This is a genomic window from Vibrio sp. 10N.247.311.51, from assembly GCF_041467855.1.
GTDB classification, from domain to species: Bacteria; Pseudomonadota; Gammaproteobacteria; order Enterobacterales; family Vibrionaceae; genus Vibrio; species Vibrio coralliirubri.
The window spans coordinates 11,530-35,087 of sequence record NZ_JBFSVK010000040.1 but is presented as its reverse complement, the minus strand read 5'-3'; the positions used below and the strand labels follow the sequence as shown (position 1 = coordinate 35,087).

General features: G+C 45.4%; 16 protein-coding genes and 1 riboswitch. Of the genes, 8 read left to right on the top strand and 8 right to left on the bottom strand.

Annotated features, from left to right (window positions below):
• The first annotated feature begins 1 nt into the window (after position 1).
• The 3 genes from AB6E85_RS24050 to tadA all read left to right on the top strand — a co-directional run bounded on the left by AB6E85_RS24050 (position 2) and on the right by tadA (position 3,661).
• Positions 2 to 1,480, top strand: coding sequence for an AbgT family transporter (locus tag AB6E85_RS24050; protein ID WP_372144499.1), 1,479 nt, complete (start codon positions 2 to 4; stop codon positions 1,478 to 1,480).
• 200 nt (positions 1,481 to 1,680) lie between these two features.
• On the top strand, positions 1,681 to 2,970 hold the full coding sequence (locus AB6E85_RS24045) for a hemolysin family protein (protein ID WP_050646966.1): 1,290 nt from the start codon (positions 1,681 to 1,683) through the stop codon (positions 2,968 to 2,970).
• 139 nt (positions 2,971 to 3,109) lie between these two features.
• Positions 3,110 to 3,661 carry a tRNA adenosine(34) deaminase TadA gene (gene tadA, locus AB6E85_RS24040; RefSeq protein WP_372144497.1) on the top strand — a complete coding sequence of 184 codons (552 nt, stop codon included), beginning with the start codon at positions 3,110 to 3,112 and terminating at the stop codon, positions 3,659 to 3,661.
• A gap of 61 nt (positions 3,662 to 3,722) precedes the next feature.
• Here tadA and AB6E85_RS24035 read toward each other — a convergent pair whose 3' ends face one another.
• Together AB6E85_RS24035 and mltF are read right to left on the bottom strand one after the other, a co-directional pair.
• A complete protein-coding gene (locus AB6E85_RS24035) occupies positions 3,723 to 3,854 on the bottom strand; it encodes a hypothetical protein (protein WP_017059878.1) in 132 nt (43 codons plus the stop codon).
• Between the two features lie 316 nt (positions 3,855 to 4,170).
• Positions 4,171 to 5,739 carry a membrane-bound lytic murein transglycosylase MltF gene (gene mltF / locus AB6E85_RS24030; protein WP_048614314.1) on the bottom strand — a complete coding sequence of 523 codons (1,569 nt, stop codon included), beginning with the start codon at positions 5,737 to 5,739 and terminating at the stop codon, positions 4,171 to 4,173.
• Positions 5,740 to 6,068: 329 nt separating this feature from the next.
• Between mltF and purL the strand changes: the two genes are divergently transcribed.
• Positions 6,069 to 9,965, top strand: a complete 3,897-nt coding sequence (gene purL / locus AB6E85_RS24025; RefSeq protein WP_372144495.1) for a phosphoribosylformylglycinamidine synthase — start codon at positions 6,069 to 6,071, stop codon at positions 9,963 to 9,965.
• 253 nt (positions 9,966 to 10,218) lie between these two features.
• A complete protein-coding gene (locus AB6E85_RS24020) occupies positions 10,219 to 10,752 on the top strand; it encodes a DUF3332 domain-containing protein (RefSeq protein ID WP_048608024.1) in 534 nt (177 codons plus the stop codon).
• A 104-nt stretch (positions 10,753 to 10,856) separates the two neighbouring features.
• Here the strand turns inward: AB6E85_RS24020 and dapD are convergent, their stop codons facing one another.
• Positions 10,857 to 11,888, bottom strand: coding sequence for a 2,3,4,5-tetrahydropyridine-2,6-dicarboxylate N-succinyltransferase (gene dapD, locus AB6E85_RS24015; protein ID WP_248384712.1), 1,032 nt, complete (start codon positions 11,886 to 11,888; stop codon positions 10,857 to 10,859).
• 504 nt (positions 11,889 to 12,392) lie between these two features.
• Between dapD and AB6E85_RS24010 the strand changes: the two genes are divergently transcribed.
• Complete coding sequence (locus AB6E85_RS24010) at positions 12,393 to 14,384, top strand: bifunctional UDP-sugar hydrolase/5'-nucleotidase (RefSeq protein WP_048615245.1); 1,992 nt, start codon at positions 12,393 to 12,395, stop codon at positions 14,382 to 14,384.
• Positions 14,385 to 14,519: 135 nt separating this feature from the next.
• Here AB6E85_RS24010 and AB6E85_RS24005 read toward each other — a convergent pair whose 3' ends face one another.
• The 5 genes from AB6E85_RS24005 to AB6E85_RS23985 form a co-directional block, all read right to left on the bottom strand.
• Positions 14,520 to 15,161, bottom strand: coding sequence for a MarC family protein (locus AB6E85_RS24005; protein WP_048614308.1), 642 nt, complete (start codon positions 15,159 to 15,161; stop codon positions 14,520 to 14,522).
• A gap of 214 nt (positions 15,162 to 15,375) precedes the next feature.
• Positions 15,376 to 16,365 (bottom strand): GGGtGRT protein, encoded by a 990-nt coding sequence (locus AB6E85_RS24000; protein ID WP_065676367.1) that lies wholly within the window; start codon positions 16,363 to 16,365, stop codon positions 15,376 to 15,378.
• A gap of 23 nt (positions 16,366 to 16,388) precedes the next feature.
• A complete protein-coding gene (locus AB6E85_RS23995) occupies positions 16,389 to 17,081 on the bottom strand; it encodes an iron-sulfur cluster assembly scaffold protein (RefSeq protein WP_017079913.1) in 693 nt (230 codons plus the stop codon).
• Positions 17,082 to 17,275: 194 nt separating this feature from the next.
• Positions 17,276 to 17,359: riboswitch (Fluoride riboswitch) on the bottom strand.
• Positions 17,360 to 17,514: 155 nt separating this feature from the next.
• Complete coding sequence (locus tag AB6E85_RS23990) at positions 17,515 to 17,808, bottom strand: YebG family protein (protein WP_008223840.1); 294 nt, start codon at positions 17,806 to 17,808, stop codon at positions 17,515 to 17,517.
• Positions 17,809 to 17,896: 88 nt separating this feature from the next.
• Complete coding sequence (locus AB6E85_RS23985) at positions 17,897 to 18,793, bottom strand: LysR family transcriptional regulator (protein WP_050052897.1); 897 nt, start codon at positions 18,791 to 18,793, stop codon at positions 17,897 to 17,899.
• 163 nt (positions 18,794 to 18,956) lie between these two features.
• Between AB6E85_RS23985 and AB6E85_RS23980 the strand changes: the two genes are divergently transcribed.
• Positions 18,957 to 19,952 carry a TDT family transporter gene (locus AB6E85_RS23980; protein ID WP_050633773.1) on the top strand — a complete coding sequence of 332 codons (996 nt, stop codon included), beginning with the start codon at positions 18,957 to 18,959 and terminating at the stop codon, positions 19,950 to 19,952.
• A gap of 127 nt (positions 19,953 to 20,079) precedes the next feature.
• Positions 20,080 to 23,556: an exodeoxyribonuclease V subunit gamma gene (gene recC, locus AB6E85_RS23975; protein WP_372144492.1), complete on the top strand. Its 3,477-nt coding sequence runs from the start codon at positions 20,080 to 20,082 to the stop codon at positions 23,554 to 23,556.
• The last annotated feature ends 2 nt before the right edge of the window (positions 23,557 to 23,558 follow it).

Sequence of the window (23,558 nt, the reverse complement as noted above, 5' to 3'; positions counted from 1 at the left end):
CATCATTGTTCATTTTGGTAGGGTGCAAGTGTTCAAAACGCGCGACGCTGCACAATGGGTAGCATCTGCACTTTTATCGAATCTTTCATTCGACTTAATCAACCCTCAAACGGGTGCTGCTCTTGAAGTAAACAACCTACTAACTGGTGAAGCGCTTGCTAGCTTCCTAGCGAATATGGTTACCACGTTCACAGGCTTCGCGCCTCTAGGCATCGTACTTGTTGCTATGCTAGGTGTTGGCGTTGCAGATTCTTCAGGCTTCATTACGACTGGCCTTAAGAAGATGCTTAACTTCACGCCAGCTAAGCTACTAACGCCAATGCTAATTCTTGTTGCTATTGTGTCTCACACAGCAGCAGATGCAGGTTACGTTCTAGTAATCCCTCTTGGCGGTATCATCTTCCACGCTGCGGGTCGTCACCCTCTAGCGGGTATTGCAGCAGCGTTTGCTGGTGTATCAGGTGGTTTCTCTGCGAACTTTATCCCTTCAGGTATTGATCCGCTACTAGCAGGTTTCACTCAAACAGCGGCAAACGTTCTTGACCCTGCATACGTGGTTAACCCTCTAGCGAACATCTTCTTTACTGGCCTATCTTCAGTTCTTATTGTTGCTATCGGTTGGTACGTAACTGAGAAGATTATCGAGCCTCGTCTTGCTAACACTCCTGTTGATGAAGATGCAGAGCAAGCTCCTGATCTAGGCACGTTCACGGCAATCGAATCTAAAGCATTCAAATTTGCTGGTTGGGCAATGGTTGCAGGTATTGGTCTGCTTATCGCAGCTTTGGTTCCTGAAAACTCAGCACTTCGTTCGCCTGAAGGTGAGCTAACAGCGTTCTCAGCACCAGTGATGAAGTCTATCGTTCCTCTGATCTTCATCCTGTTTATTATTCCGGGTATCGTTTACGGCCGTGTAGCGGGTACATTCAAGAATAGTAATGATGTTATCAAAGCAATGTCTGAGACGATGGCAACGATGGGCGCATACATTGTAATGTCGTTCTTCTGTGCTCAGTTCCTATCTGCATTCGCTCAATCAAACATCGGTACTATGCTGGCACTTTACGGTGCTGAAGGCTTGAAAGCGATGGACCTTCCTGGTGAAGCAACGGTTGTTGGTATGATTCTACTAACGGCTTCAGTTAACCTGCTTGTAGGTTCGGCTTCAGCTAAGTGGGCTCTTATCGGTCCAATCCTAGTTCCAATGCTAATGGTTGTGGGTATCTCTCCTGAGCTATCTCAAGCGGCTTACCGTGTAGGTGACTCAGTGTCTAACATCATCTCTCCACTAATGGTGTTCTTCCCACTGGTTGTTGTTTACTGTCAGCGCTACGTTAAGTCGACAGGTATCGGTACTCTAGCTTCTCTAATGATGCCATTCTCGATTGCGATGCTAATCGGTTGGTCTATCTTCTTGCTAGCTTACTGGGCTCTTGGTATCCCACTAGGTATCCAAGCACCTTACACTTACACAATGTAAGCGAAGTAAGAAAAGCAAAAGTAAGTAACATAAAAATCAACGAAGCCCGCACCGAAATGTGCGGGCTTTTTTTTCGCTATTTTTTCTATATACAAGACTTTTTTATATCCAAAAATTTTTATATCCAAAACAAACGCACTCAGCTTATACTCCGGATTACGGCTAATTGTTGGCCGGTAAATTTAGGAAATCCAAGCCACATGAAAATTCTGCTTTTAGTAGGGTTAATTGTTTTAAATGGTCTGTTTGCCATGTCAGAGATTGCATTGGTAGCAGCAAAAAATAGTCGGCTGAAACGCTTAGCCGAAAAACACCGTTCCGCTCAGATTGCTCTTGAGCTCAAAGAAAACCCAACCCGCTTCCTCTCTACAATCCAAATCGGTATCACGGTAATCGGCCTACTCAGCGGTATTGTGGGTGAGGCGACGCTATCGGCTCCACTGGCCGTTCAACTTGAACTGTGGGGATTAGACCCAACACAAGCGAATATCTTGTCTACTGCGGTTGTGGTGGTAGGTATTACCTATTTCGCCATCGTTGTCGGTGAGTTGGTACCAAAGCGTTTTGCTCAGTCTCAAGCTGAAAACATCGCTGTGTTAGTCGCGTTGCCAATCTTCTGGTTATCTAAAATCGCGACGCCGTTTGTGTTTGCGCTGTCGGCTTCAACGGAAGGTATTCTTAAGTTGATGGGCCGAGGCGGTGAAGAAGATAGCGTTACTGAAGATGATATCCATGCACTTGTGAAAGAGGGCTCTGAATCGGGTGTGATTGAACGCGGCGAACAAGAGATGATTCGTAATATCTTGCAGCTTGATGATCGCCTTGTGAGCTCATTGATGACTCCGCGTCGAGACATCGATTTTCTGGATGTCGACCAACCAGTAGAGCAAATCTTAAAGAAACTGCGCTCATCAAAACACAGTGTATTTCCATTGTGCCAAGACCACCTCAATAAAGTGGTGGGTACAGTGTCAGCCAAAGCCTTGCTGAATCAGGCGGGCAATTTGAGCATTCAAGTGATCATGGGGCTGTCTCGCTCGCCGATCTATGTTCCAGAATCGATGAAAGCTCTGCGTTTACTTGGCTACTTTAAAGAGTCGGGTACTGAGATGGCATTCATTGTTGACGAGTATGGCGATGTTCAAGGTCTTGTGACTCATTACGATATTCTCGAGGCGATTGCTGGCGAGCTATCGAATAACCCGAACGATCTTTGGACCGAGCAAGTGGAAGACGGTTTGCTGGTGGATGGATTGATTCCTATCAGTGAACTGAAAAACCGTTTAGAGCTATCGGATTTTGAGGGCGAAAGCGAGAGCTTCCAAACGTTGAATGGCCTTGTGACTTGGTTAATCGGGCGTTTACCGGATGCAGGCGAAGTTGTTCAATACCAGCAGTGGCAGTTTGAAATTATCTCTGTTGAGAACAATCGCATAGTGAGTATCAAAGCGACGCCAATAGTCGATGACACAGAAGATGCTAATAGCTAACAGTTAGACCAACCAACAAGCGGCAATGGTTCATTGTCTCTTGTTGTCTATTATCTCTTTATTGTTCATTATCACGAAGATTAGGTATGCTTCACCGCATACCTATTTTCGTTTTTATCCTTTGTATCTGGAGTTCCCTTTGTCAGACCATCAATTCACCCCTCAAGATGAAATCTTCATGCGACGCGCCATTGAGGTAGCTAAGCAAGCAGAGAGTGAGGGAGAGGTTCCTGTGGGTGCTGTATTAGTGAAAGATGGGGAGATTATCTCTGAAGGATGGAACCGTTCGATTGGCAGCCACGATGCTACGGCACACGCAGAAATTGAAACCTTGCGTAAAGCCGGTCAAACCTTAGAAAACTATCGGCTACTCGATACCACTTTATATGTCACGCTAGAGCCTTGCCCAATGTGCGCGGGTGCCTTGCTACACAGCCGAGTAAAACGGATTGTGTTTGGCGCCCCAGACTTAAAAGCGGGTGCTGCAGGTACAGTGTTGAATTTGTTTGAAAGCCAGGCCTCATACCACTATGCCGACGTTGAACATGGTTTGTTAGAGGAAGAGTGCCGTGAGCAATTACAAGCGTTTTTCAAGCGTCGTAGAAAAGAGATAAAAGAGAAGCGAAAGCAAGAACGTCTGTTGGAAGAGCAGAGTTTAGAAGCAGAGATGAAGGCTAGCAACAAGAAATAGCAGCGTGCTTTTGGCACTCTCAATAGCAAGAGTGCCAAGCAAACTGACTGAGTAACTACATTTACTCAGCAATCATCTGCATGAAAGCGCGATTGCGCCAAATGATCTTCTTCTTATTATTTGAAAGCATACGCTTACGACGGTTTGCAGCAACGGTCTTATCAAGGCGTTTCGATTTCAGTTTCTTCATCATTTCAATGATTTCCTATTTGTCGTCTGACTTTTTAGTTTGGACTAACGATTTAATTATAGTGTTATTCGTTTGTTTGGCCTGTCGCACGCTTGGCTTAAATAGAAGAGCAGTTCTAGTCGAAAGCCAGGATCGAAGTGCAACAGAGCATAATCTTAATTGTGGTGTGCCGTTATAAGGTTCGATTGTTACTGCAATATGACACTCGAGATCTCATCATCATTTTCTTGCCTGCTTTCCTTATCCCTTAGTGACGAAAGAAGAGTCGAAAAAAGACAATAAAAAAGAGCAATGCTAGATGGCATTGCTCTTTTGGTTTTTATTGCGAAGGCTCAGAACTGCTAACTGTCGACTGAGCTGCGCTGATACTCGATTCAGCACCTGAGGTTTCTAAAGGTGGGATCACCACCAAACCTTCAAGGGTCGCTTCTTGTTCTTTATTGCGCTTATTTACATGGCCAATAATGCTTTGGTAATAACGGCGAATGTTTTCAACGTAGTTTCTCGCTTCATCACCACGCGCATACCCATATCGAGTTTGGCTGTAGTATTTCTTCTGTCTCAATAGAGGCAACCTGTCTTTCACATCACCCCAAGCGTCAGGATCACCACCTTGTGCTTTGGTTAAGCGTCGAGCATCCATCATGTGTCCGTAACCTACATTGTATGAGGCTAAGGCAAACCAGATCTTTTCGTGTTGAGTGATTGAATCTGGCACTCGGTTCACGATCCGGCGCAGATACTCAACACCACCTTGTACCGACTGTTTCGGGTCGAGACGGTTGGTTACCCCAACACTCTTCGCGGTGGGTAGTGTCAACATCATCATGCCACGAACACCCGTTGGTGAGCGCGCAACAGGGTTCCAGTGTGATTCTTGATAGGCCAAAGCGGCAATCAAACGCCAATCAAATTCTTGAGAGTACTTTTGAAATAGCGGCGACCATTTTGGCAGCTTGCTGTCTAGTGCGCGGATAAAGGCGCGAGTATCAACGTAGTCAAAAGTACCGATGTGGCCGATGTATTTCTCTTCCAGTGAAGCCAGTTCACCAGACTGTTTTAGGTTACCGAAGAACTCAATCAACAGAGCGTAAAGGCTTTCATCTTCAGACTTCTGCAAATACCAAGAGATAGGTTGGTCTTCTGTCAGTTCAAAAGCCAAAGCTACGTCTGGGTATAAACGTTGTGCCAGTGATAGCTCAATTGAGTCTGCAACCGTAAATAAGCGCTCGCCAGTCGATACTTCTTTGAGCAGGTCGTTGATATCAGCATTGCCGACCGCATCATAGATAAAGTCATCGTGTGTTTTCTGCAGCTGTTTTAGTGTTGGCTCAAAGTGTGAGTCTTTCACCACAACCAAAGATGGCGTTAATGTGTCAGTAGACGCCGCCTCTTCTGATTCAGTTTGCGCTTTAACAAAGTCAGCCTGACGCTCATTCTCGAAATTGATCAGTTGTTCAAGGTTTCTTGGTCGCCACTGGCCCTTTTTGTATACGACCTGTTGGCTTACATAGTAATAAGCAGGCGCGGCGCGATAAGCGCGTGTCAGTTTGTTGTTTTGTGTTAAGCCGGTCGCGATAAGATCGATCTCGCCTTTCTGCAGTGCAGGGAACAAGCCAGACAAACGGTAAGCGGGTTTAACCTCAAGCTTTACACCAAGCTCCTGCGCAAATTCACGAGCTAATTCGTAATCCAAGCCAGCAGGGCCATCAGGACCGATGTAATAAGAGAGTTGGTTATTTAGGGTGCCGACACGAAGAACGCCACGATCTCGTATCTGCTCAAGGACACTTTTAGGTTCAGATTCAATCTGGCATCCAGCCAACCCAAATAGGGCGATGGCGAGCAGAAGGAACTTAGACGAAAAGATGAGCGTAAATTTAGGCATCAAAATGAAATCTCGAAAAGTGGAAGCCCCTTTATACCAAACCCCGCAAGGCTGGCAAAGCAGGTTTAATTAAACAGTTGTAAAAGTGGTGATAAATGCAGCAAAAGTACCATTTACGCAGAAAGATAAAAAAAATCACGCAAACGGTTGCTTTTGGTGTTACGTCACAAAAAGAAATGCTTTATAATGCGCTCGCATTGAAGAGGTGGAATCGGCATAGGTTTGGCAACCTTCGGGAATAGCTTCGAAGAAAACAGTTAGGTTGTTCCTATAACCCACTGAATTTATTCCAATACTACCTTAATCAACTGCATAAGAGACGTAAGCACATGAGAATTTTGCGTGGCTCCCCAGCTCTATCTGAGTTTCGTGTTAACAAGCTTTTAGAGCTTTGTCGTGAATTAAGCTTACCTGTAACAGGTATTTACGCTGAGTTTGCCCACTTTGCTGATCTAACGTCAGATCTAGATGAGTCTGAAGTTGAGAAGCTAGAAAAGCTACTGACTTACGGTCCAACGATTGAAGAGCATGAACCTGAAGGTTTACTGCTGCTTGCAACGCCACGCCCAGGCACTATCTCGCCTTGGTCTTCAAAATCAACCGATATCGCACACAACTGCGGACTGGCTAAAGTGTCACGTCTAGAGCGCGGTACTGCTTTCTACATTGAAACCTCTGCTGAACTTTCTGAACTTCAACTTGTTGAGCTGAAAGCAATCCTGCACGACCGTATGATGGAAGTGGTTTTCACTGACTTTGAATCAGCGGCGGCACTATTTACCGTTGCTGAGCCTGCTCCTTATGCGGAAGTTGACCTATTAACTGGCGGACGTAAAGCGCTTGAAAAAGCAAACGTTACCCTAGGTCTTGCACTTGCAGAAGATGAGATTGATTACCTTCTTGAAAGCTTCACTGAGAAGCTAGGTCGCAACCCGACTGACATCGAGCTAATGATGTTTGCACAAGCGAACTCAGAGCACTGTCGTCACAAGATCTTTAACGCTGATTGGACTATCGATGGCGTTAAACAAGAAAAATCATTGTTCAAGATGATTAAGAACACCTTTGAAACGACACCAGAACACGTTCTGTCTGCTTATAAAGATAACGCAGCAGTTATGACTGGCTCTGAAGTTGGTCGTTTCTTCCCAGATCCAGAAACTCGCCAGTACAACTACCACCAAGAGAAAACACACATCTTGATGAAAGTTGAAACGCACAACCACCCAACGGCAATCTCTCCGTGGCCGGGCGCATCGACAGGTTCAGGCGGTGAAATTCGTGATGAAGGCGCAACCGGTATTGGTGGTAAGCCAAAAGCGGGTCTTGTTGCTTTCTCTGTATCTAACCTTAAGATCCCTAACTTCGTTCAACCTTGGGAAACAGACTTTGGTAAGCCGAGCCGTATCGTAACTGCTCTGGATATCATGCTTGAAGGTCCTCTTGGTGGCGCAGCATTCAACAACGAATTTGGTCGTCCAAACCTACTAGGTTACTTCCGTACTTACGAAGAGAAAGTAAACTCTCACGCAGGTGAAGAAGTACGTGGTTACCACAAGCCAATCATGCTGGCTGGTGGTCTAGGTAACATTCGTGATGATCATGTTCAGAAGAAAGAGATCCCAGTAGGTGCAAGCCTGATCGTTCTTGGTGGTCCTGCGATGAACATCGGCCTTGGTGGCGGTGCGGCATCTTCAATGGATTCTGGTTCGTCTTCTGAAGACCTTGATTTCGCTTCTGTACAACGTGAAAACCCAGAGATGGAGCGTCGTTGTCAGGAAGTTATCGACCGTTGTTGGCAGCTAGGTGATGCGAACCCAATCGCATTCATCCATGATGTGGGCGCGGGCGGCATCTCGAATGCACTTCCTGAGCTAGTAGACGACGGTGAGCGTGGCGGTATCTTCAACCTACGTGACGTACCAAACGATGAGCCGGGCATGAGCCCACTTGAGATCTGGTGTAACGAATCTCAAGAGCGTTACGTAATGGCAGTTGCTGATAAAGACATGGCAACATTCGACGCGATTTGTAAGCGTGAGCGTGCACCATACGCAGTGGTTGGTAAAGCAACGGAAGAACGTGATCTTAAACTTGAAGATTCACACTTCGACAACACGCCAATCGACATGCCAATGGACATCCTATTAGGTAAAACACCTAAGATGCACCGTGACGCGAAAACGCTAAAAGCAAACAACCCTGCGATTGACCGTTCTGGCATCGAGATGAACGAAGCGGTTGACCGTGTTCTTCGTCTACCAACAGTCGCTGAGAAAACATTCCTTATCACCATCGGTGACCGCTCGGTAACAGGCCTTGTAGCTCGTGACCAAATGGTTGGACCTTGGCAGGTTCCTGTTGCTAACTGTGCTGTAACAGCGGCAAGCTACGACTCTTACCACGGTGAGGCTATGTCTCTTGGTGAGCGTACGCCAGTGGCACTTCTAGACTTCGGCGCATCGGCTCGTCTAGCGGTTGGTGAAGCAATTACTAACATCGCAGCGACCAACATCGGTGATATCAAACACATTAAACTGTCGGCTAACTGGATGTCTCCAGCAGGTCACCCAGGTGAAGATGCAGGTCTTTACGAAGCGGTTAAAGCGGTGGGTGAAGAACTATGTCCAGCATTGGGTCTAACTATCCCAGTGGGTAAAGACTCAATGTCGATGAAGACTAAGTGGGAAGAGAACGGCGAGCAGAAAGAAGTAACGTCTCCGCTATCTCTTGTTATCACTGCGTTCGCACGTGTTGAAGATGTTCGTAAGACAATTACTCCTCAATTGCGCACTGACAAAGGCAATACAAGCCTAGTTCTTATCGACCTAGGTAACGGCAAGAACCGTATGGGTGCGACGGCACTTGCACAGGTATACAAGCAGCTTGGTGATAAACCAGCAGACGTAGACAACGCAGCGCAACTAAAAGGTTTCTACGAAGGCGTTCAAGCACTTGTAGCGAACGACCAAGTTGTCGCTTACCACGATAAAGGTGACGGTGGTCTATTCGTAACGCTAGCTGAAATGGCGTTCGCAGGTCACTGTGGTGTTAACGCTGATATTGCGGCGTTAGGCGAAGATACACTTGCGGCACTATTCAACGAAGAACTGGGTGCAGTAATCCAAGTTCGCAACGATGACCTAGACGCTGTACTTGCTACTCTTGCAGAAAACGGCCTAGAAACGTGTTCACATGTTATTGGTTCTGTTGAAGCTTCTGATGAGCTAGTGATTAAGTCTGGCGAGTCTGTAGTGATTGAACGTAACCGTACTGAACTACGTACTATCTGGGCTGAAACCACGCACAAGATGCAAGGTCTACGTGATAACCCAGTGTGTGCTGACCAAGAACACGAAGCGAAGAAAGACAATTCAGACCCAGGTCTGAACGTGAAACTAAGCTTTGACGTTAACGAAGATATTGCGGCGCCGTTCATCAATACAGGTGCTAAGCCTAAGATGGCGATTCTGCGTGAGCAGGGTGTTAACTCTCACGTTGAAATGGCAGCAGCATTTGACCGCGCAGGCTTCGAAGCTACCGATATTCACATGAGCGATATCTTAACGGGTCAAGCGGTTCTAGAAGAGTACAACGGCCTTGTGGCTTGTGGTGGCTTCTCTTACGGTGATGTACTAGGCGCTGGTGAAGGTTGGGCTAAGTCAGTTCTGTTTAACGACTCTACTCGTGACCAGTTTGAAAACTTCTTCAAGCGTGAAGATACCTTCTCTCTAGGTGTGTGTAACGGTTGTCAGATGTTGTCTAACCTACGTGAACTTATCCCAGGAGCTGAGTACTGGCCACGTTTCGTTCGCAATGAATCAGAGCGTTTCGAAGCGCGTTTCAGCCTAGTTGAGGTTCAGAAGTCAGATTCTGTATTCTTCAACGGCATGGAAGGCTCTCGTATGCCAATCGCAGTTTCTCACGGTGAAGGCCGCGTAGAAGTGCGTGACAACGACCACCTAAACGCGATTGAAAACTCAGGTACGGTTGCACTACGTTACGTTGATAACAACGGTAACCAAACGCAGCAATACCCGAACAACCCGAACGGTTCGCCAAACGCTATCACTGGTTTAACGACGACAGATGGCCGTGTGACTATCATGATGCCGCACCCAGAGCGTGTATTCCGTACGGTTGCAAACTCTTGGTCTCCGGAAGGTTGGGGCGAGAATGGCGCTTGGATGCGTATGTTCCAAAACGCACGTAAGAATGTGGGTTAATCACTTTCTTACTAGCCGCATTAATCTAGGCTAGGTTATGCAAAAATGAAAAGCGCAGATCGAAAGGTCTGCGCTTTTTTATTTTCAAAATTTAGGAACCAGAGCGAAAAAATTAACGTTTGCAGTTTGCTGTTCTAAAAATCTCCACTACGCTAAATGTTATGGAATCAATTTGTTAGGCCATGAATTTCTGTATGTGTGCAGGTTTGGCTATGCAAAAACTGAATCAATCATCGTGGCATAAGAGGGAACTATGAAAACAACAATCACAAAAGCAGTTGCAGTGGCAGCGATTGTCATGTCGTTAGCTGGGTGTGTCGGTAGTAACGCCGTTACTGGTAAATTAATGAAGTTCAACGTTGAGGTTGTAGATAACCGTTACGCTCGTGCAGGGGTCAACTTCTTGCTTGCTCCGGTTTATGCACTAACAACCGCAGCCGATTACATCGTATTCAACTCGATCGAATTCTGGGCGGGTAAAAACCCATTGACTGGCGCGCCTCACATCTTCGATAGTAAAGTCGATACCATGATTGATGTGAACGACAGCCTTGATGATTCACTGAAAGATGCGCCACTTGGCTTCAACAATCGTCAGATTGAGTGGGGTGAGATGCAGCAAATCGACGAGAACACCATTCGTATGGACATTACTTACAACGATGGTCAAAAAGCAGTACTGACAGGCGTTCGTGATGGTGACAAGGTCAGCTATTACATGGATGGCACACTAGTTTCAGAGACTTCTATTCAAGCTCTTGAGCAGCTAGCCGCAGAGAAAGCATAACCCACTCTGTTCTGCCTATATAAAAGAAAAGCCGTTGGATTTAACCCCAACGGCTTCGTAATTTCTAGCATCTAGCATCTAGCATCTAGCATCTAGCGTTTAGATTAGTTGTTGCTGTGTAGCTCGCTGTTTAGCTCAACAGCAGACTTGTTCGCAAGACATTCAATTTGGCCAGTGATTGAGTTACGACGGAACAGAAGGTCAGAAACGCCAGCTAGGTCGCGAGCTTTAATGATTTCTACTTCGTTGCCTTCTTTATCTAGCATGCGAACCTTAGTTCCCGCAGTCACGTAAAGACCAGACTCAACCGTACAACGGTCGCCCATAGGGAAGCCAAGACCAGCGTTTGCGCCTAGTAGGCAGTTTTCGCCGATAGAGATAACCATAGTACCGCCACCAGACAGAGTACCCATGATAGAAGCGCCGCCGCCGATGTCAGAACCGTTACCTACAACAACACCTGCAGAGATACGACCTTCAACCATGCTCACGCCAGTTGTACCAGCATTGAAGTTGATGAAACCTTCGTGCATTACTGTTGTGCCTTCGCCCACATGTGCGCCAAGACGAACACGAGAAGTATCAGCAATACGAATACCTGTTGGTACCACGTAATCCACCATTTTAGGGAACTTGTCTACGCAATCTACAGACAAAGCGCGACCTGCAAGGCGAGCTTCGATTTGACGCTCAGCCAGCTCAGGAAGGTCGATAGGGCCTTCGTTTGTCCATGCGATGTTGTGCAGTAGACCGAAGATGCCGTCCAGTACCGTACCGTGTGGTTGTACTAGGCGGTTAGAGATAAGTTGTAGCTTAAGGAAGCCTTCAGCAACCGATGCTGGCTTCTCGTCAGTTGCAAGAACAACAAGAACAAGTGACTGTTCAGACGCTGCCGCTTTTTCTGCGAAAGATGTGTTAGCTGCATCATCGTTTGCTGCGAATGCTTTCGCCAGTTCTGCGCTTTGTGCAGCAGAGATTTCGATAGCTTGGTTGCCTTCAGTGTAACCTGATACTTCTGCCACAGCCGCTACAAGAGCATCGCTTGGGTTTAGAAGTGGGTTAGGGAAGAACGCTTCAATGATTTTATTGTCGCGGTTTTTGGTTGCCGTACCGAAGGCTAGTGAAAAGTAAGCCATGTTGAATCTCCATGTGTTGAGTCTTGATTTTGCTATTCCAAAACAACGGCTCGAATAACAAGCGCTGCCGTTAGCAAAGTTAATTTAATTGCGTTCATCATAAAGAGAGCGCCCTCGTTATGAAAGGGCGCATTGGGATAAAGTCTGTAAAATGATATTGCTTGTCTTTCTAGCGATAGTTTTCATTATCCGGATACTGCACCATGTTCTTAATCTTACGGCGTTTTATTTAACCAATCAGTATGCTTTCATTTCCATATCTGTCACTCATATCTAACTCACCTTCTTGTTAGCAGTATCAATAGAGTGAGTCACATTTTCTTTATAAATCCATGTTTATTATAAGAATTGATCGAGTTCTGTTGATTAATCGCTTGTGCTTACAGTCCGAGTAAATACTCAATTTTTCAGCTGCGTAATTAAGATGAAGATCACTATAACCCTATATTAATTAAGTATATTTCCAGCCACAACGACATTAAAACGATTAATAAAGGATCTTCTATGAATTTTACTAAGTCTTTACTGGTGCTCTCTATCGGTGTAGCGATGGTTGGCTGTGGCTCGGACAGTGACGATATTATTGTTCCCGATATGACATTACGAATTGCACATGTGAATGACACTCACTCAAATTTTGATCCTGTAAAATCAAGTTTTACTATGGGGGCTGATGGCAAGAAGGTTTATAACGAATTTGGTGGTTATCCTCGCCTATTGAAAGCCGCTGATGATATCAAAGCGGGTGCTAAAGCTGACAAAGAACCTTTGTTATTCTTGCATGGTGGTGACGCATGGCAAGGTACCGCTTACTTTAAGCTAAATGAAGGTGCCGCAAATGCAGACTTGTTGTCACAGATGGGGTTAGATGCAATGGTACTTGGGAACCATGAATTCGATTTAGATACTGACAAGCTCGCATCGTTCATCAATACAGTTAGTTTTCCAGTGCTAGCAAATAATATGGATGCATCAAAAGATCAGTCTTTAAGTAATGTAGATAATTTATACCCTTATCAACTGTTTGCATTTGAAGGCTCAGAAAAAAGAGCAATTACCTCTGTTTCTGATGCAAGTGATGATGAGAAAGTTGTCGCTGTAATCGGTGTTGTTTTGGGGGATATGCCAACGATAGCTACCGGAACTGGTGATGTGACATTTAGTGACCAAATTACAGCAACTCAAGCCACTATAAATGATTTAAAAACCAAGGGTGTGAATAAAATCATTGTTCTATCACACATAGGAAATGCTGCCGATAAGGAGCTTGCTGCCAATACAACGGGTATCGATATTATTGTTGGCGGTCACTCTCATACTTTACTTGGTGACTTTACCGATCTTGATCAAGGTAATAATGGTATTTATGCCGAAATGATTCCACAAAAAGACAAGGTACAGAAGACCTGTGTGGTTCAAGCTGGTCAGTATGCGGAAGCTATCGGAGACGTTGACGTATCATTTGACATAAATGGTAATCTTCTCTCCTGTGTTGGGAACAATACTTTATTATCAAATGATGAGTTTTATCACGATTCTCATCGAGAACATCAAATGATTAGTTCTGATAAAGATGATGTAACTTCGTTTATTGATAATAACGACAAAATTACGATAAAAGATGAAGATATAGATTTAAGAACCCGTATCGACGCAACTTATAAACCAGCTCTTGAAGCTGCGTATGGTGATGTTGTTGCAGCTGCACCGACTGAAATCAGTCATGAGCGTCGCCCTGGTGACGCTGGAACAGATAAGCACGGCTCAGATGTTGCTCCTATGATTGCTCAAGGTATGATTTATTGGGCAAATCAACAGTCGGTAGCAACTGTTACCGGTAAAAATGTTCAGATTGGTTTGGTGGGAGCTGGTGGTGTTCGAACGGATATCGCGTCAGGTGATTTCAGGGAAGGCAATGCGACGTTAGAATTATTACCATTCTCGAACTACTTGTCTATTTTAACCGTTAAAGGCGAAGTGATTCGAAATCTTATCGACACCACAATTGAGCCGACGCTTGCGGAAGGAGCTCATGCTGGTAAGTTCCCGTACGTATCGGGCATGCGTTACACGTTTACAGAAGATGTGAAAGGTGTATCAGGTACAGTGACGAGCCTGGAGGTTAATACTGGAACTGAAGAAAACCCAGTATGGACGACAATGAACGATGCTGATAACTACACTGTTATCGTTAATAACTATAATGCAAGTGGTAGTGATGGTTGGAATGTATTAGGCGATGCTCAGTTAACATCAACAGATCGTCAAGATATTGTGATTTCAGGCAATGGTTTTAAAACTTACAAAGTTAATAACCTGACATATGATGGAAGTACCGAGAAATATAGCGTCAACTATGATGGTGGTATTAAACCATGTGCGGAAGGCTCAGGTGACGTATGTAATACTGATGCAGAATCATTTATTTCTTGGGCTGAGCATAAGAAAGTATTAGAGCCACTAGGATTTGAAACAACAACGATTGAATATAAATAGTATTGATACGCTCTTATCGGAGCGTCATGTACTGTTAATTAAAGCCTTCAAATACAAGGTTATAGATTAACAATAAAATAAAAATAGCCAGCGAATCGCTGGCTATTTTTGTATCAGAAATTTGTTGTTCTGAGCTTAAACAAACAGCGCCTTATGAGCTTGTTCAATACCTTCAATCAACATCTGCATACCGATAACGGCGAGTATTAGACCCATCATTCGGGTAATTACATTCAATGCACTTGGTCCAACGGCTTTAACGAAGCGCTCGCCGAATACAAACAATACGTAGGTTAAGGCGCATAGTAGGCCAAAGGCGACGATGGTGATGATGGTTTCGTAGATGCCTTCGGTGCTGGCAAAGTTCATCGCGGTGGCAATGGTGCCCGGGCCGGCCAATATTGGCATTGCCAATGGCGAGACGGCGATACTGAGCGCCGCATCTTGTTGGGCGTCTGAGTTGACCTTCTCTTTCGCTTTAGAGTGCGTTGAGTCACCTTGCAGCATATGAAAGCCAATCAAGAACACGAGGATCCCGCCAGTGATGCGAAGTGCGTAAAGCGTGATACCAAAGAGGTCGAAGATGAGCTTCCCCGACACAGCAAAGGTGCTGACGATGATGAAGGCGATGAACACCGAGCGGAAAGCGATAGATTTGACCGTCTCCCTATCATTGTCACCCGTTAATCCAAGAAAGATTGGTGTGTTGGCGATAGGGTTCATGATGGCAAAAAAGCCCATGAACACGGTAATGGTATGAATGATGAGCTCTTTCATATTATTCCTTTGAAAATATGCAGTTAAATACGACAGCAGAATGTATTTAATCTTAGATACAAATAATTATTAGAAATAGATAGTAGAGCAAGTGTGAATAAAAAACAGCCAGCATAAGGCTGGCTGTTTGGTTTTAGTGATAGGTGTAGAGTTTTAGTCGTTCGTTATTGCTTGATTCTCAACTAACAGGCAGGTTGTGGGGCTCATTTTGCCGTTATGCGTTTTGAGATTCACTCACTGCCACAGCCAATGCAACCGTCGCCCCGACCATTGGGTTGTTGCCCATGCCGATGAAGCCCATCATCGCTACGTGAGCAGGAACAGAAGAGCTACCTGCGAACTGCGCGTCAGCGTGCATTCTGCCCATGGTATCGGTCATGCCGTAAGACGCTGGACCTGCTGCTACGTTATCTGGGTGCAATGTTCGACCTGTACCGCCGCCTGAAGCAACTGAGAAGTATGGCAAACCTTGGCGAGTACGTTCTGCTTTGTAGATACCCGCGACTGGGTGTTGGAAGCGAGTTGGGTTGGTTGAGTTACCCGTAATACTGACATCCACTTCTTCTCTGTGCATGATAGCCACACCTTCACGCACATCATCAGCGCCGTAACACAAGATGTCGCCGCGAGGGCCTTGTGAGAAACGGCGACGTTCAGTTTCAACAAGTTCACCGGTTTGGTAATCGTATTGAGTGCGCACGTAAGTGAAGCCGTTGATGCGCGAGATAAGATAAGCCGCATCTTTGCCTAGGCCATTTAAGATCACTTTCAATGGGTTTTTGCGTGATTTGTTGACGTTTAGCGCAATTTTAATCGCACCTTCTGCTGCAGCAAAAGACTCGTGACCCGCTAGGAAGGCGAAGCAGTGGCTCTCTTCATTGAGAAGACGAGCGGCTAGCGCGCCATGTCCAATACCAACTTGGCGTTGTTCCGCAACACTGCCGGGTTTGGTGAATGCTTGAAGACCTTCACCAATAATATTTGCCGCTTGTTCTGCGCTGGTGGCTTTACGAAATAGCGCCAGTGCTGAGCCAAGGATATAGGCATCGGCAGCGCTTTCAAAAGCGATAGGTTGAGTGTCCATCACTAATGCTTTTGGGTCGACATTATGTGATAAACAGTATTGGTTTGCTTGCTCCAAAGAGTCGAAGTTCATTTCTGCCAATACGCGAGTTACTGATTCATTAAATTGAGTGTTCATCATATCTTTCCTCTAAATTGGCAAAATTACTGTTGGCGTGGGTTAATAGTGGTCACGGCTTCATCGAAGCGGCCATAGGTCCCTGTCGCAAGGTCGGCCGCTTCATTGGCTGACACGCCTTGGTTAATCGCCTTCATCATTTTGCCGAGGTTGAGATATTCGTAGCCAATCACTTCGCTGTGATCATCAAGTGCAAGCTTGGTCACGTAACCTTCTGCAAGCTCTAGGTAACGTACGCCTTTTGCAGCGGTTGAGTAACTGGTACCCACTTGGCTGCGCTGTGTTTGACCTAAGTCTTCTAATGCAGCGCCAATTTCTAGACCGCCTTCAGAGAAAGCTGATTGAGTTCGACCGTAAACAAATTGCAGGAAGATTTCACGCATGGCTACGTTAATAGCGTCACACACTAAGTCAGTATTTAGGGCTTCAAGAATGGTTCTTCCGGTGAGGATTTCTGCTGCCATCGCGGCTGATTGAGTCATGCCTGAACAGCCAATTGTTTCGATTAGTGCTTCTTCGATGATGCCGTTTTTTACGTTCAGCGTTAGTTTTGCTGCACCTTGTTGTGGTGCACAAGTGCCGACGCCATGGCTTAAGCCAGAAATAGCGATGACATCTTTTGGACTAACCATAGCGCCTTCAACTGGAATTGGTGCTGAAGTGTGTAGATCACCCCTTTGAATAGGGCACATTGATTGAATTTCTGAAGAGTAGTGCATAATGTTTTCTCACAGTTAGAGTCGTTGAAGACCTAGGGCGTTGAGAAAACAGGACGTGTTGGAAGAGGTGCGGCTAATTCACTACAGATCTTGAGTATCGATAATCCAAAGGCGTCATGGAGCTTGGTCTTAATAGACTAAGTCCATTTCAAAATGGAGGAATAGCGATACATCCAACAGTATTACCTGTTTTCGATTCTGTAGGAGTCATTAGCACGGTTCAAAAGAACGGGCGGTTGAAGCAAAAGCTTAGGTGGAACCCCATCACCTGATGACTATAGATTAGATCTTTATCACACTTTCATGCAAGCGAATGTTTAGAGCGATTTCGACTATAAACAGAGTTCATTATATTTCGATAAGCATAAAAAAACGCCAATAACGGACTCTTATTAGAGGTGTCATTGACGTTTTCAACAGAGGTATCAGCTAGTTACGCTGCATCTTCTTCTGCGTCTTCAACAGCTTCAAGCTTCTTAGCTTTTTTCGGAGCTGGTTTACGCTTAGCACCTAATGCGTAAAGAACTTCTTCTTTGTTCTTCGCTAGGTACATTGCAAGTTCTTCTTGCTTGCCTTCATCTTCAACTAAATCGCTTTTGCCTAAAAGTTCAAAAAGCTCATCAGCCATATCCAGCATTTTGTCGTATGCGTCGGCTTCGGCTTTAGAGGTAAAAGTCATTTTCTCTTCTCCGTTGCGTTCCACCACGTACTTGACGATAACAGCCATGGTTAATCCTCTAAGTTTGATAAATTTCACTGGCTTTTTATACAGTTTCTGATGCTAAAAGTCCAGTTGGAGCCCTAACTATACGGCCTCAATCTTGATGTGTAGCCCAGTCTTCACAATAACTCATGAAAGATTTCAGCAGCGGGCTCTGGTATTTGTCTTTGTGTACCAGCATCCAGAAACGTCGTTTCATGTCGAGTGGCACATCAAGCGCTTTTACTCGGCCTGAATCAATCGCTCGTTGTGCCGCCAATCGTGATAAACACGCGAATCCAAGATTGGCGGAAACTGAATTGATGATCGCCTCTGTGGTGTTGAGTTCAAAGGATTCATACCAATGTTCGATACGCGGTGCGACGGCTCGTAGGAAAAACTCACGAGTCCCTGAACCTGATTCACGTAAAATCCAATGGCTATCTTCTAAATCGCTTAAAATCACTTTTTCTTTGGCAACGAGAGGATGTTGATTACTAACAATAATACACATTTCATCGCTGCTAAACTGACTCGAAATGAGTTCAGGGTGTAATGTTTTTCCTTCAATTAGCGCGATATCAAGTTCATAATCCACCAACTTTTGGCAGATAAGCGCACTGTTTGAAATGAACAAGCTTTGATCCTGATGTTGAGTTCGTTCGCGAAAGCCTGACAAAATAAACGGTGCGACCTGATTACCAATCGTGTCACTCGCGCCGACCTTTAGATTGCCACTTAAAGGCTGATCATCACGGAACAAAACATCAATACCAGCAGCACGGTGTAATATCTCATCCGCCAATGGAAGTAACTTATGTCCCTCCTGGTTGAGAATTAGTCGGTTGTTTACCCGGTCAAATAGAGAGTGGCCGAGTTGCTTCTCCATTTCGCCTAGTGCCATGCTGACAGCGGCCTTAGAAAGAAACAGAGCCTCAGAGGCAGCAGTTAATGTCGAGTGCTGAGTAATAGTGACGAACACTTTGAGCTGTTTTATTGAAATATTAGCCATCAGATTCCTAGTTTAACTCTGCTGGTGAAAATGGGTTTTGTTCATTAATTGTGAACACTTGTTATATATAATTGGATATTGTTTAACGAAGTGCAAGCGTATTATGGCTTCAACAAGCTGATGAGTTCACAAGTTTAGTGAATTAAGTTTAAGAGAGGCTGACATGATTCAACGTATTAAATATAGATTAACAGGAGCTCCAACACCCATGGCAGGGTTAGCACTAGCAATCGCAAGCTTAGGCTGGTGCTGGGATGGTGTATTAGTATCACAAGATATCTTACATACACCGGGTTTGGTTCAATGGGTAAGCGCAGCGATTGCTGGATGTTTGCTTCTTGTTTTGGCTGTGAAGTTTTTGATTCACGGACATTTATTGCGTGCAGATCTTGCTCACCCAGTCGTGGGAAGTGTTGTACCAACGTTTGCGATGGGTTGTATGGTTGTTTCTGCTTCTTTGGCACCAATTTCGACCTTCCTCAGCGAAAGTGTTTGGTTGGCATCTGTGGCATTGCACGTGGTGTTCTTGGTGAGCTTCCTATACCACAGAGCAAAACAGTTTGAGATCCACCACATGGTGCCAAGCTGGTTTGTGCCACCAATCGGTATTATTGTTGCGGATGTTTCCTTCTCTGGTAACCCGACTCTAGAGCCTGTGGCAAACGCTGTTTTGGTCTTTGGTCTGTTGATTTATGCGGTAATGTTACCTGTGATGATCTACCGTTTGATCTTCTCTCATGAAGTGCCTGACGCAGCGAAACCTACCATTGCGATTATGGCTGCACCTGCAAGTCTATCTCTAGCAGGATACCTAACGGTTTCAGCAGATCCTTCGCCAGTTATCATCGGTCTATTGTTTGGTATTGCAGTGTTGATGACGTTCATCATTTACGCAGCGTTCTTCAAACTACTTCGTTTACCGTTTAGCCCAGGTTATGCCGCATTTACCTTCCCAATTGTGATTGGTGCAACGGCGTTATTCAAATTGGCAGCTTGGATGCAAACTGTTGGTGTGGAAGCTCACTATGTGGATCAAGTGTTCAACCTAGCATATCTAGAATTGATTGTGGCAACGTTTGTAGTGGGCTATGTGGCGGTTCGTTATTACATGAATTACAAACCTCATCGTGTTCTAAGCGCGGTAGGCAGTAGATTATAAGAAGCAATAGTTCAAAAGATAAACGGACCTTAAGTTTTCAGTATTTCATAAGCTTATATTCCTAATCCAAACTCGGCACTTATGCTAATCTGGCTTTATATTGTGGCAAGATTAGCGTGAGTGCACTTTGTTTACTGTTTACCATTCCAATAAAGTCGATACTTTAAAAATCCTTCTCGTTCATTTAATCAAAAGTGATCCTTTAGCCAACCCTTTCGAAAAAGAGCAGATCTTGGTTCAGAGCCCAGGTATGTCTCAATGGCTTAAGATGGAACTCGCCAAAGAGTTTGGTGTAGCAGCAAATATCGATTTCCCACTTCCAGCAACCTTCATTTGGGATATGTTTACCCAAGTGCTTCCTGATGTACCTAAACGCAGTGCTTTTAACAAGGAAGCGATGACATGGAAGCTGATGAGTTTGCTACCCGCTAAGCTTGACCACCCTGATTTTCTTCCTTTACAGCGCTATCTTGAAAACGACGAGGATGATTCGAAGCTGTACCAATTGGCAGAGAAAATTGCCGACATTTTCGATGGTTACTTGGTGTATCGACCGGAGTGGATGGCGATGTGGGAAGCGGAAGAGCCCGTTGCTGAATTGGTCGATGATGAAGGGCAGCAAGAGCACCCTTGGCAACCGATTTTGTGGCAAGCACTCTATGAGCAAACCCTGTCTCAAGGCCAATCAAAATACCACCGTGGCAATTTGTACCACGACTTCATTGAAGCGCTAGCTAATCAACAAGGTAAATTGCAACATCTGCCTAAACGCTTATTTGTGTTTGGTATCTCTTCGTTGCCTCCTCGTTACATGGATGCGTTGAAAGCACTCGGTGAGCAGATTGATGTGCACTTGATGTTTACCAACCCTTGCCAACATTACTGGGGCGATATTCGCGACCGTAAATATTTGGCAAGAGTTGAAGCCCAGCGTCGTAAGCAGTTTGCGTTGGTTGATGGTTTACCTAAATTGGAGGGTGAAGCTTCACCATTGAAAGATGGCATTGAAGCTAATATTGAAGACGAACTGCATACCAGCCAAGCTGTCGGTAATAGCTTGCTGGCGTCTATGGGTAAGTTGGGCAGAGATAACCTGTTCTTGCTATCTCAATCAGACAGTGAAGAGCACGAATTCTTTATTGATGTTGAGAGAGATAATCTACTTCATCAACTACAAGCCGATATTCTCCAGTTAGAAGAGCATCAAGACGACCACATCTTAGATTCCAGCAACCATAAACAGGTGGTTGAGTTGGGTGATCGCTCGTTGACTGTACATGCGTGTCACAGCCCAATGCGTGAGGTTGAAGTCCTTCATGATCAGCTGTTGGCAATGTTTGATGCTGATTCGACATTGAAACCACGCGATATCATTGTGATGGTGTCTGACATTAATGCTTATAGCCCAGCGATTCAGGCGGTATTTGGTAATGCCCCGGGTGAGCGCTATATCCCATATTCAATCTCAGATAGAACCGCCGACCAAGAAAGTCCAATACTGACCGCCTTCATGCAGCTGGTCGCGCTACCGAATACGCGTTGTTTAGCGTCTGAGTTGTTAGAGCTATTAGAGATTCCAGCAATGATGGCGCGCTTTGGTATTGATGAGTTTCAATTCGAGCAAGCCAAGCAATGGGTTGAAGAAGCGGGCATCCGTTGGGGTGTCGACTCTTCTACCGCAACGGAATTTGATCTACCTGCAACCGAGCAAAATACTTGGCTATTTGGTATTCAGCGCATGTTATTGGGCTATGCGATGTCGGACTCTGCGGGCTTGTTTGAAACCGAACACTCTCCAATTGCCGCTTACAATGAAGTTCAGGGTATTAACGCCGAACTTGCTGGTAAATTAGCGCACTTTATCGATCGTATTGCCCATTACCGCCAGCGTCTGACTGAAACACAATCAATCGATATGTGGCGTGAAACCTTGCTGCAAATGATTGATGATTTCTTTGCGGTTGAGCTGGAAGGTGAGGTGGTGCTTAAGTCGATTCGTGATGCACTTTCACAACTGAATGAACAGCTTGATGATGCCTTGTACGAACAAGAACTGTCGCCAAGCATCATTTATCAGTATCTAAATAATAAACTGTCGGGCGCCCGTATTAGTCAGCGTTTCTTAGCGGGACAGGTTAACTTCTGTACTCTTATGCCGATGCGTTCTATTCCGTTCAAAACCGTTTGTCTGTTGGGCATGAATGATGGGGTTTACCCTCGTTCAATGCCACCAGAAGGTTTTGACCTGATGAACGGACGCACACGACCTGGCGATCGTTCTCGTCGTGATGATGACCGTTATCTATTCCTAGAAGCAATGCTGTCAGCACAAGAGTGTTTATACATCAGCTATGTCGGCCGTTCGATTCAAGATAATACCGAGCGAGTGCCGTCGGTGTTGGTTTCTGAATTGATAGAGTACTGCCAACAGAACTACTGCCTAAGTGAAGATCAAGCACTACCAAGCGATGATTCAGGCATCAAGCTGACTCAAGCAATCAGCTTTGAACATACCATGACACCGTTCAGCCCTGCTGCGTTTACGCAAGGTGATGCGAGTCATGTATTGAGCTATGCCAAAGAGTGGCTACCTGCGGCTAACCGTTCGGGTGAACGCAGTGGTGAGTTCAATCGCGCATTGGATGATTATTTGTTGGGTGCAACGTATCCGTTGGAATTGGATCTAGTTGAACTCCAACGTTTCTGGCGCTTACCAGTGCAGTATTTCTTTAATCGCCGTCTCAAAGTCGTGTTTGAACCGCCACTTCCGGTAATGGAAGACGATGAACCATTCGTACTCAATGGCCTAGAGAGCTTCCAGCTTAAAGATGCGTTGCTGCAAGTGTTGCTGGATCACCCAGAAGGTGCAGATGAAGCGGTGCGACTGTTTGTCTCTGAGCAAAAAGCACAGGGTCGATTACCGGTCGGAGCTTTTGGTGATATCGAATTTGAAACCAACTGTGTTCAAGCGGAAGACTTAGCCAAAGAGATTCGATTTGTGAGCGGCTCGCCACAGCAAGATCTCGAAGTGAATATCGAGTTTGACGTGTTAGGCGAAGGTAAGCCTGTTCGCTTGATGGGGTGGTTAACTCAAAACTATCAATCGGGTCTAGTGCGTTTCCGTAGCGGAAAAATACGCTCTCAAGATTACTTGGCAGCGTGGATTGATCATCTATCCTGCGCTGTTATGGGACACGGAAAAACGACCCATATTATTGGCTATGACAGAAAAGAGGGCGTGGTTCACCAAACGCTACAGCCTATCGGCGATGCACAGCAAGCGAAGAGTATATTAGCTGAGTTAGTGCGACTGTTTTACCAAGGCATGACAGCGCCATTGCCTTATTTTCCGAAAACCGCATTAGCAGGTGTTGAAGCGGGCTTTAGCCGTGGTAAGTGGGTCGATGACGAAGAAAAGTCGCTCAAGAAAATGGCTGATACCTTTAACGACAGCTTCGCTTTTACGGGCGAGGGCAGAGATACTTACATCTCACGCATTTGGCCTAAGTGGGATGATGAACTGGCTGCTCAATCACGTATGTACTCGACACTTGTGTTGCAGGCGGCAAGGTTGGCAGCAGCCGATATGGAAGATCAGGAGTAGGT

Excerpts from the sequence above, each read along its gene's own strand:
- AB6E85_RS24035 (WP_017059878.1), bottom strand. The coding sequence starts at position 3,854 with ATGATGAAGAAACTGAAATCGAAACGCCTTGATAAGACCGTTGCTGCA.
- AB6E85_RS24045 (WP_050646966.1), top strand. The coding sequence starts at position 1,681 with ATGAAAATTCTGCTTTTAGTAGGGTTAATTGTTTTAAATGGTCTGTTT.
- dapD (WP_248384712.1), bottom strand. The coding sequence starts at position 11,888 with ATGGCTTACTTTTCACTAGCCTTCGGTACGGCAACCAAAAACCGCGAC.
- AB6E85_RS23985 (WP_050052897.1), bottom strand. The coding sequence starts at position 18,793 with ATGGCTAATATTTCAATAAAACAGCTCAAAGTGTTCGTCACTATTACT.
- mltF (WP_048614314.1), bottom strand. The coding sequence starts at position 5,739 with ATGCCTAAATTTACGCTCATCTTTTCGTCTAAGTTCCTTCTGCTCGCC.
- AB6E85_RS23980 (WP_050633773.1), top strand. The coding sequence starts at position 18,957 with ATGATTCAACGTATTAAATATAGATTAACAGGAGCTCCAACACCCATG.
- AB6E85_RS23990 (WP_008223840.1), bottom strand. The coding sequence starts at position 17,808 with ATGGCTGTTATCGTCAAGTACGTGGTGGAACGCAACGGAGAAGAGAAA.
- AB6E85_RS24020 (WP_048608024.1), top strand. The coding sequence starts at position 10,219 with ATGAAAACAACAATCACAAAAGCAGTTGCAGTGGCAGCGATTGTCATG.
- AB6E85_RS24010 (WP_048615245.1), top strand. The coding sequence starts at position 12,393 with ATGAATTTTACTAAGTCTTTACTGGTGCTCTCTATCGGTGTAGCGATG.
- AB6E85_RS24005 (WP_048614308.1), bottom strand. The coding sequence starts at position 15,161 with ATGAAAGAGCTCATCATTCATACCATTACCGTGTTCATGGGCTTTTTT.
- AB6E85_RS23995 (WP_017079913.1), bottom strand. The coding sequence starts at position 17,081 with ATGCACTACTCTTCAGAAATTCAATCAATGTGCCCTATTCAAAGGGGT.
- AB6E85_RS24000 (WP_065676367.1), bottom strand. The coding sequence starts at position 16,365 with ATGATGAACACTCAATTTAATGAATCAGTAACTCGCGTATTGGCAGAA.
- purL (WP_372144495.1), top strand. The coding sequence starts at position 6,069 with ATGAGAATTTTGCGTGGCTCCCCAGCTCTATCTGAGTTTCGTGTTAAC.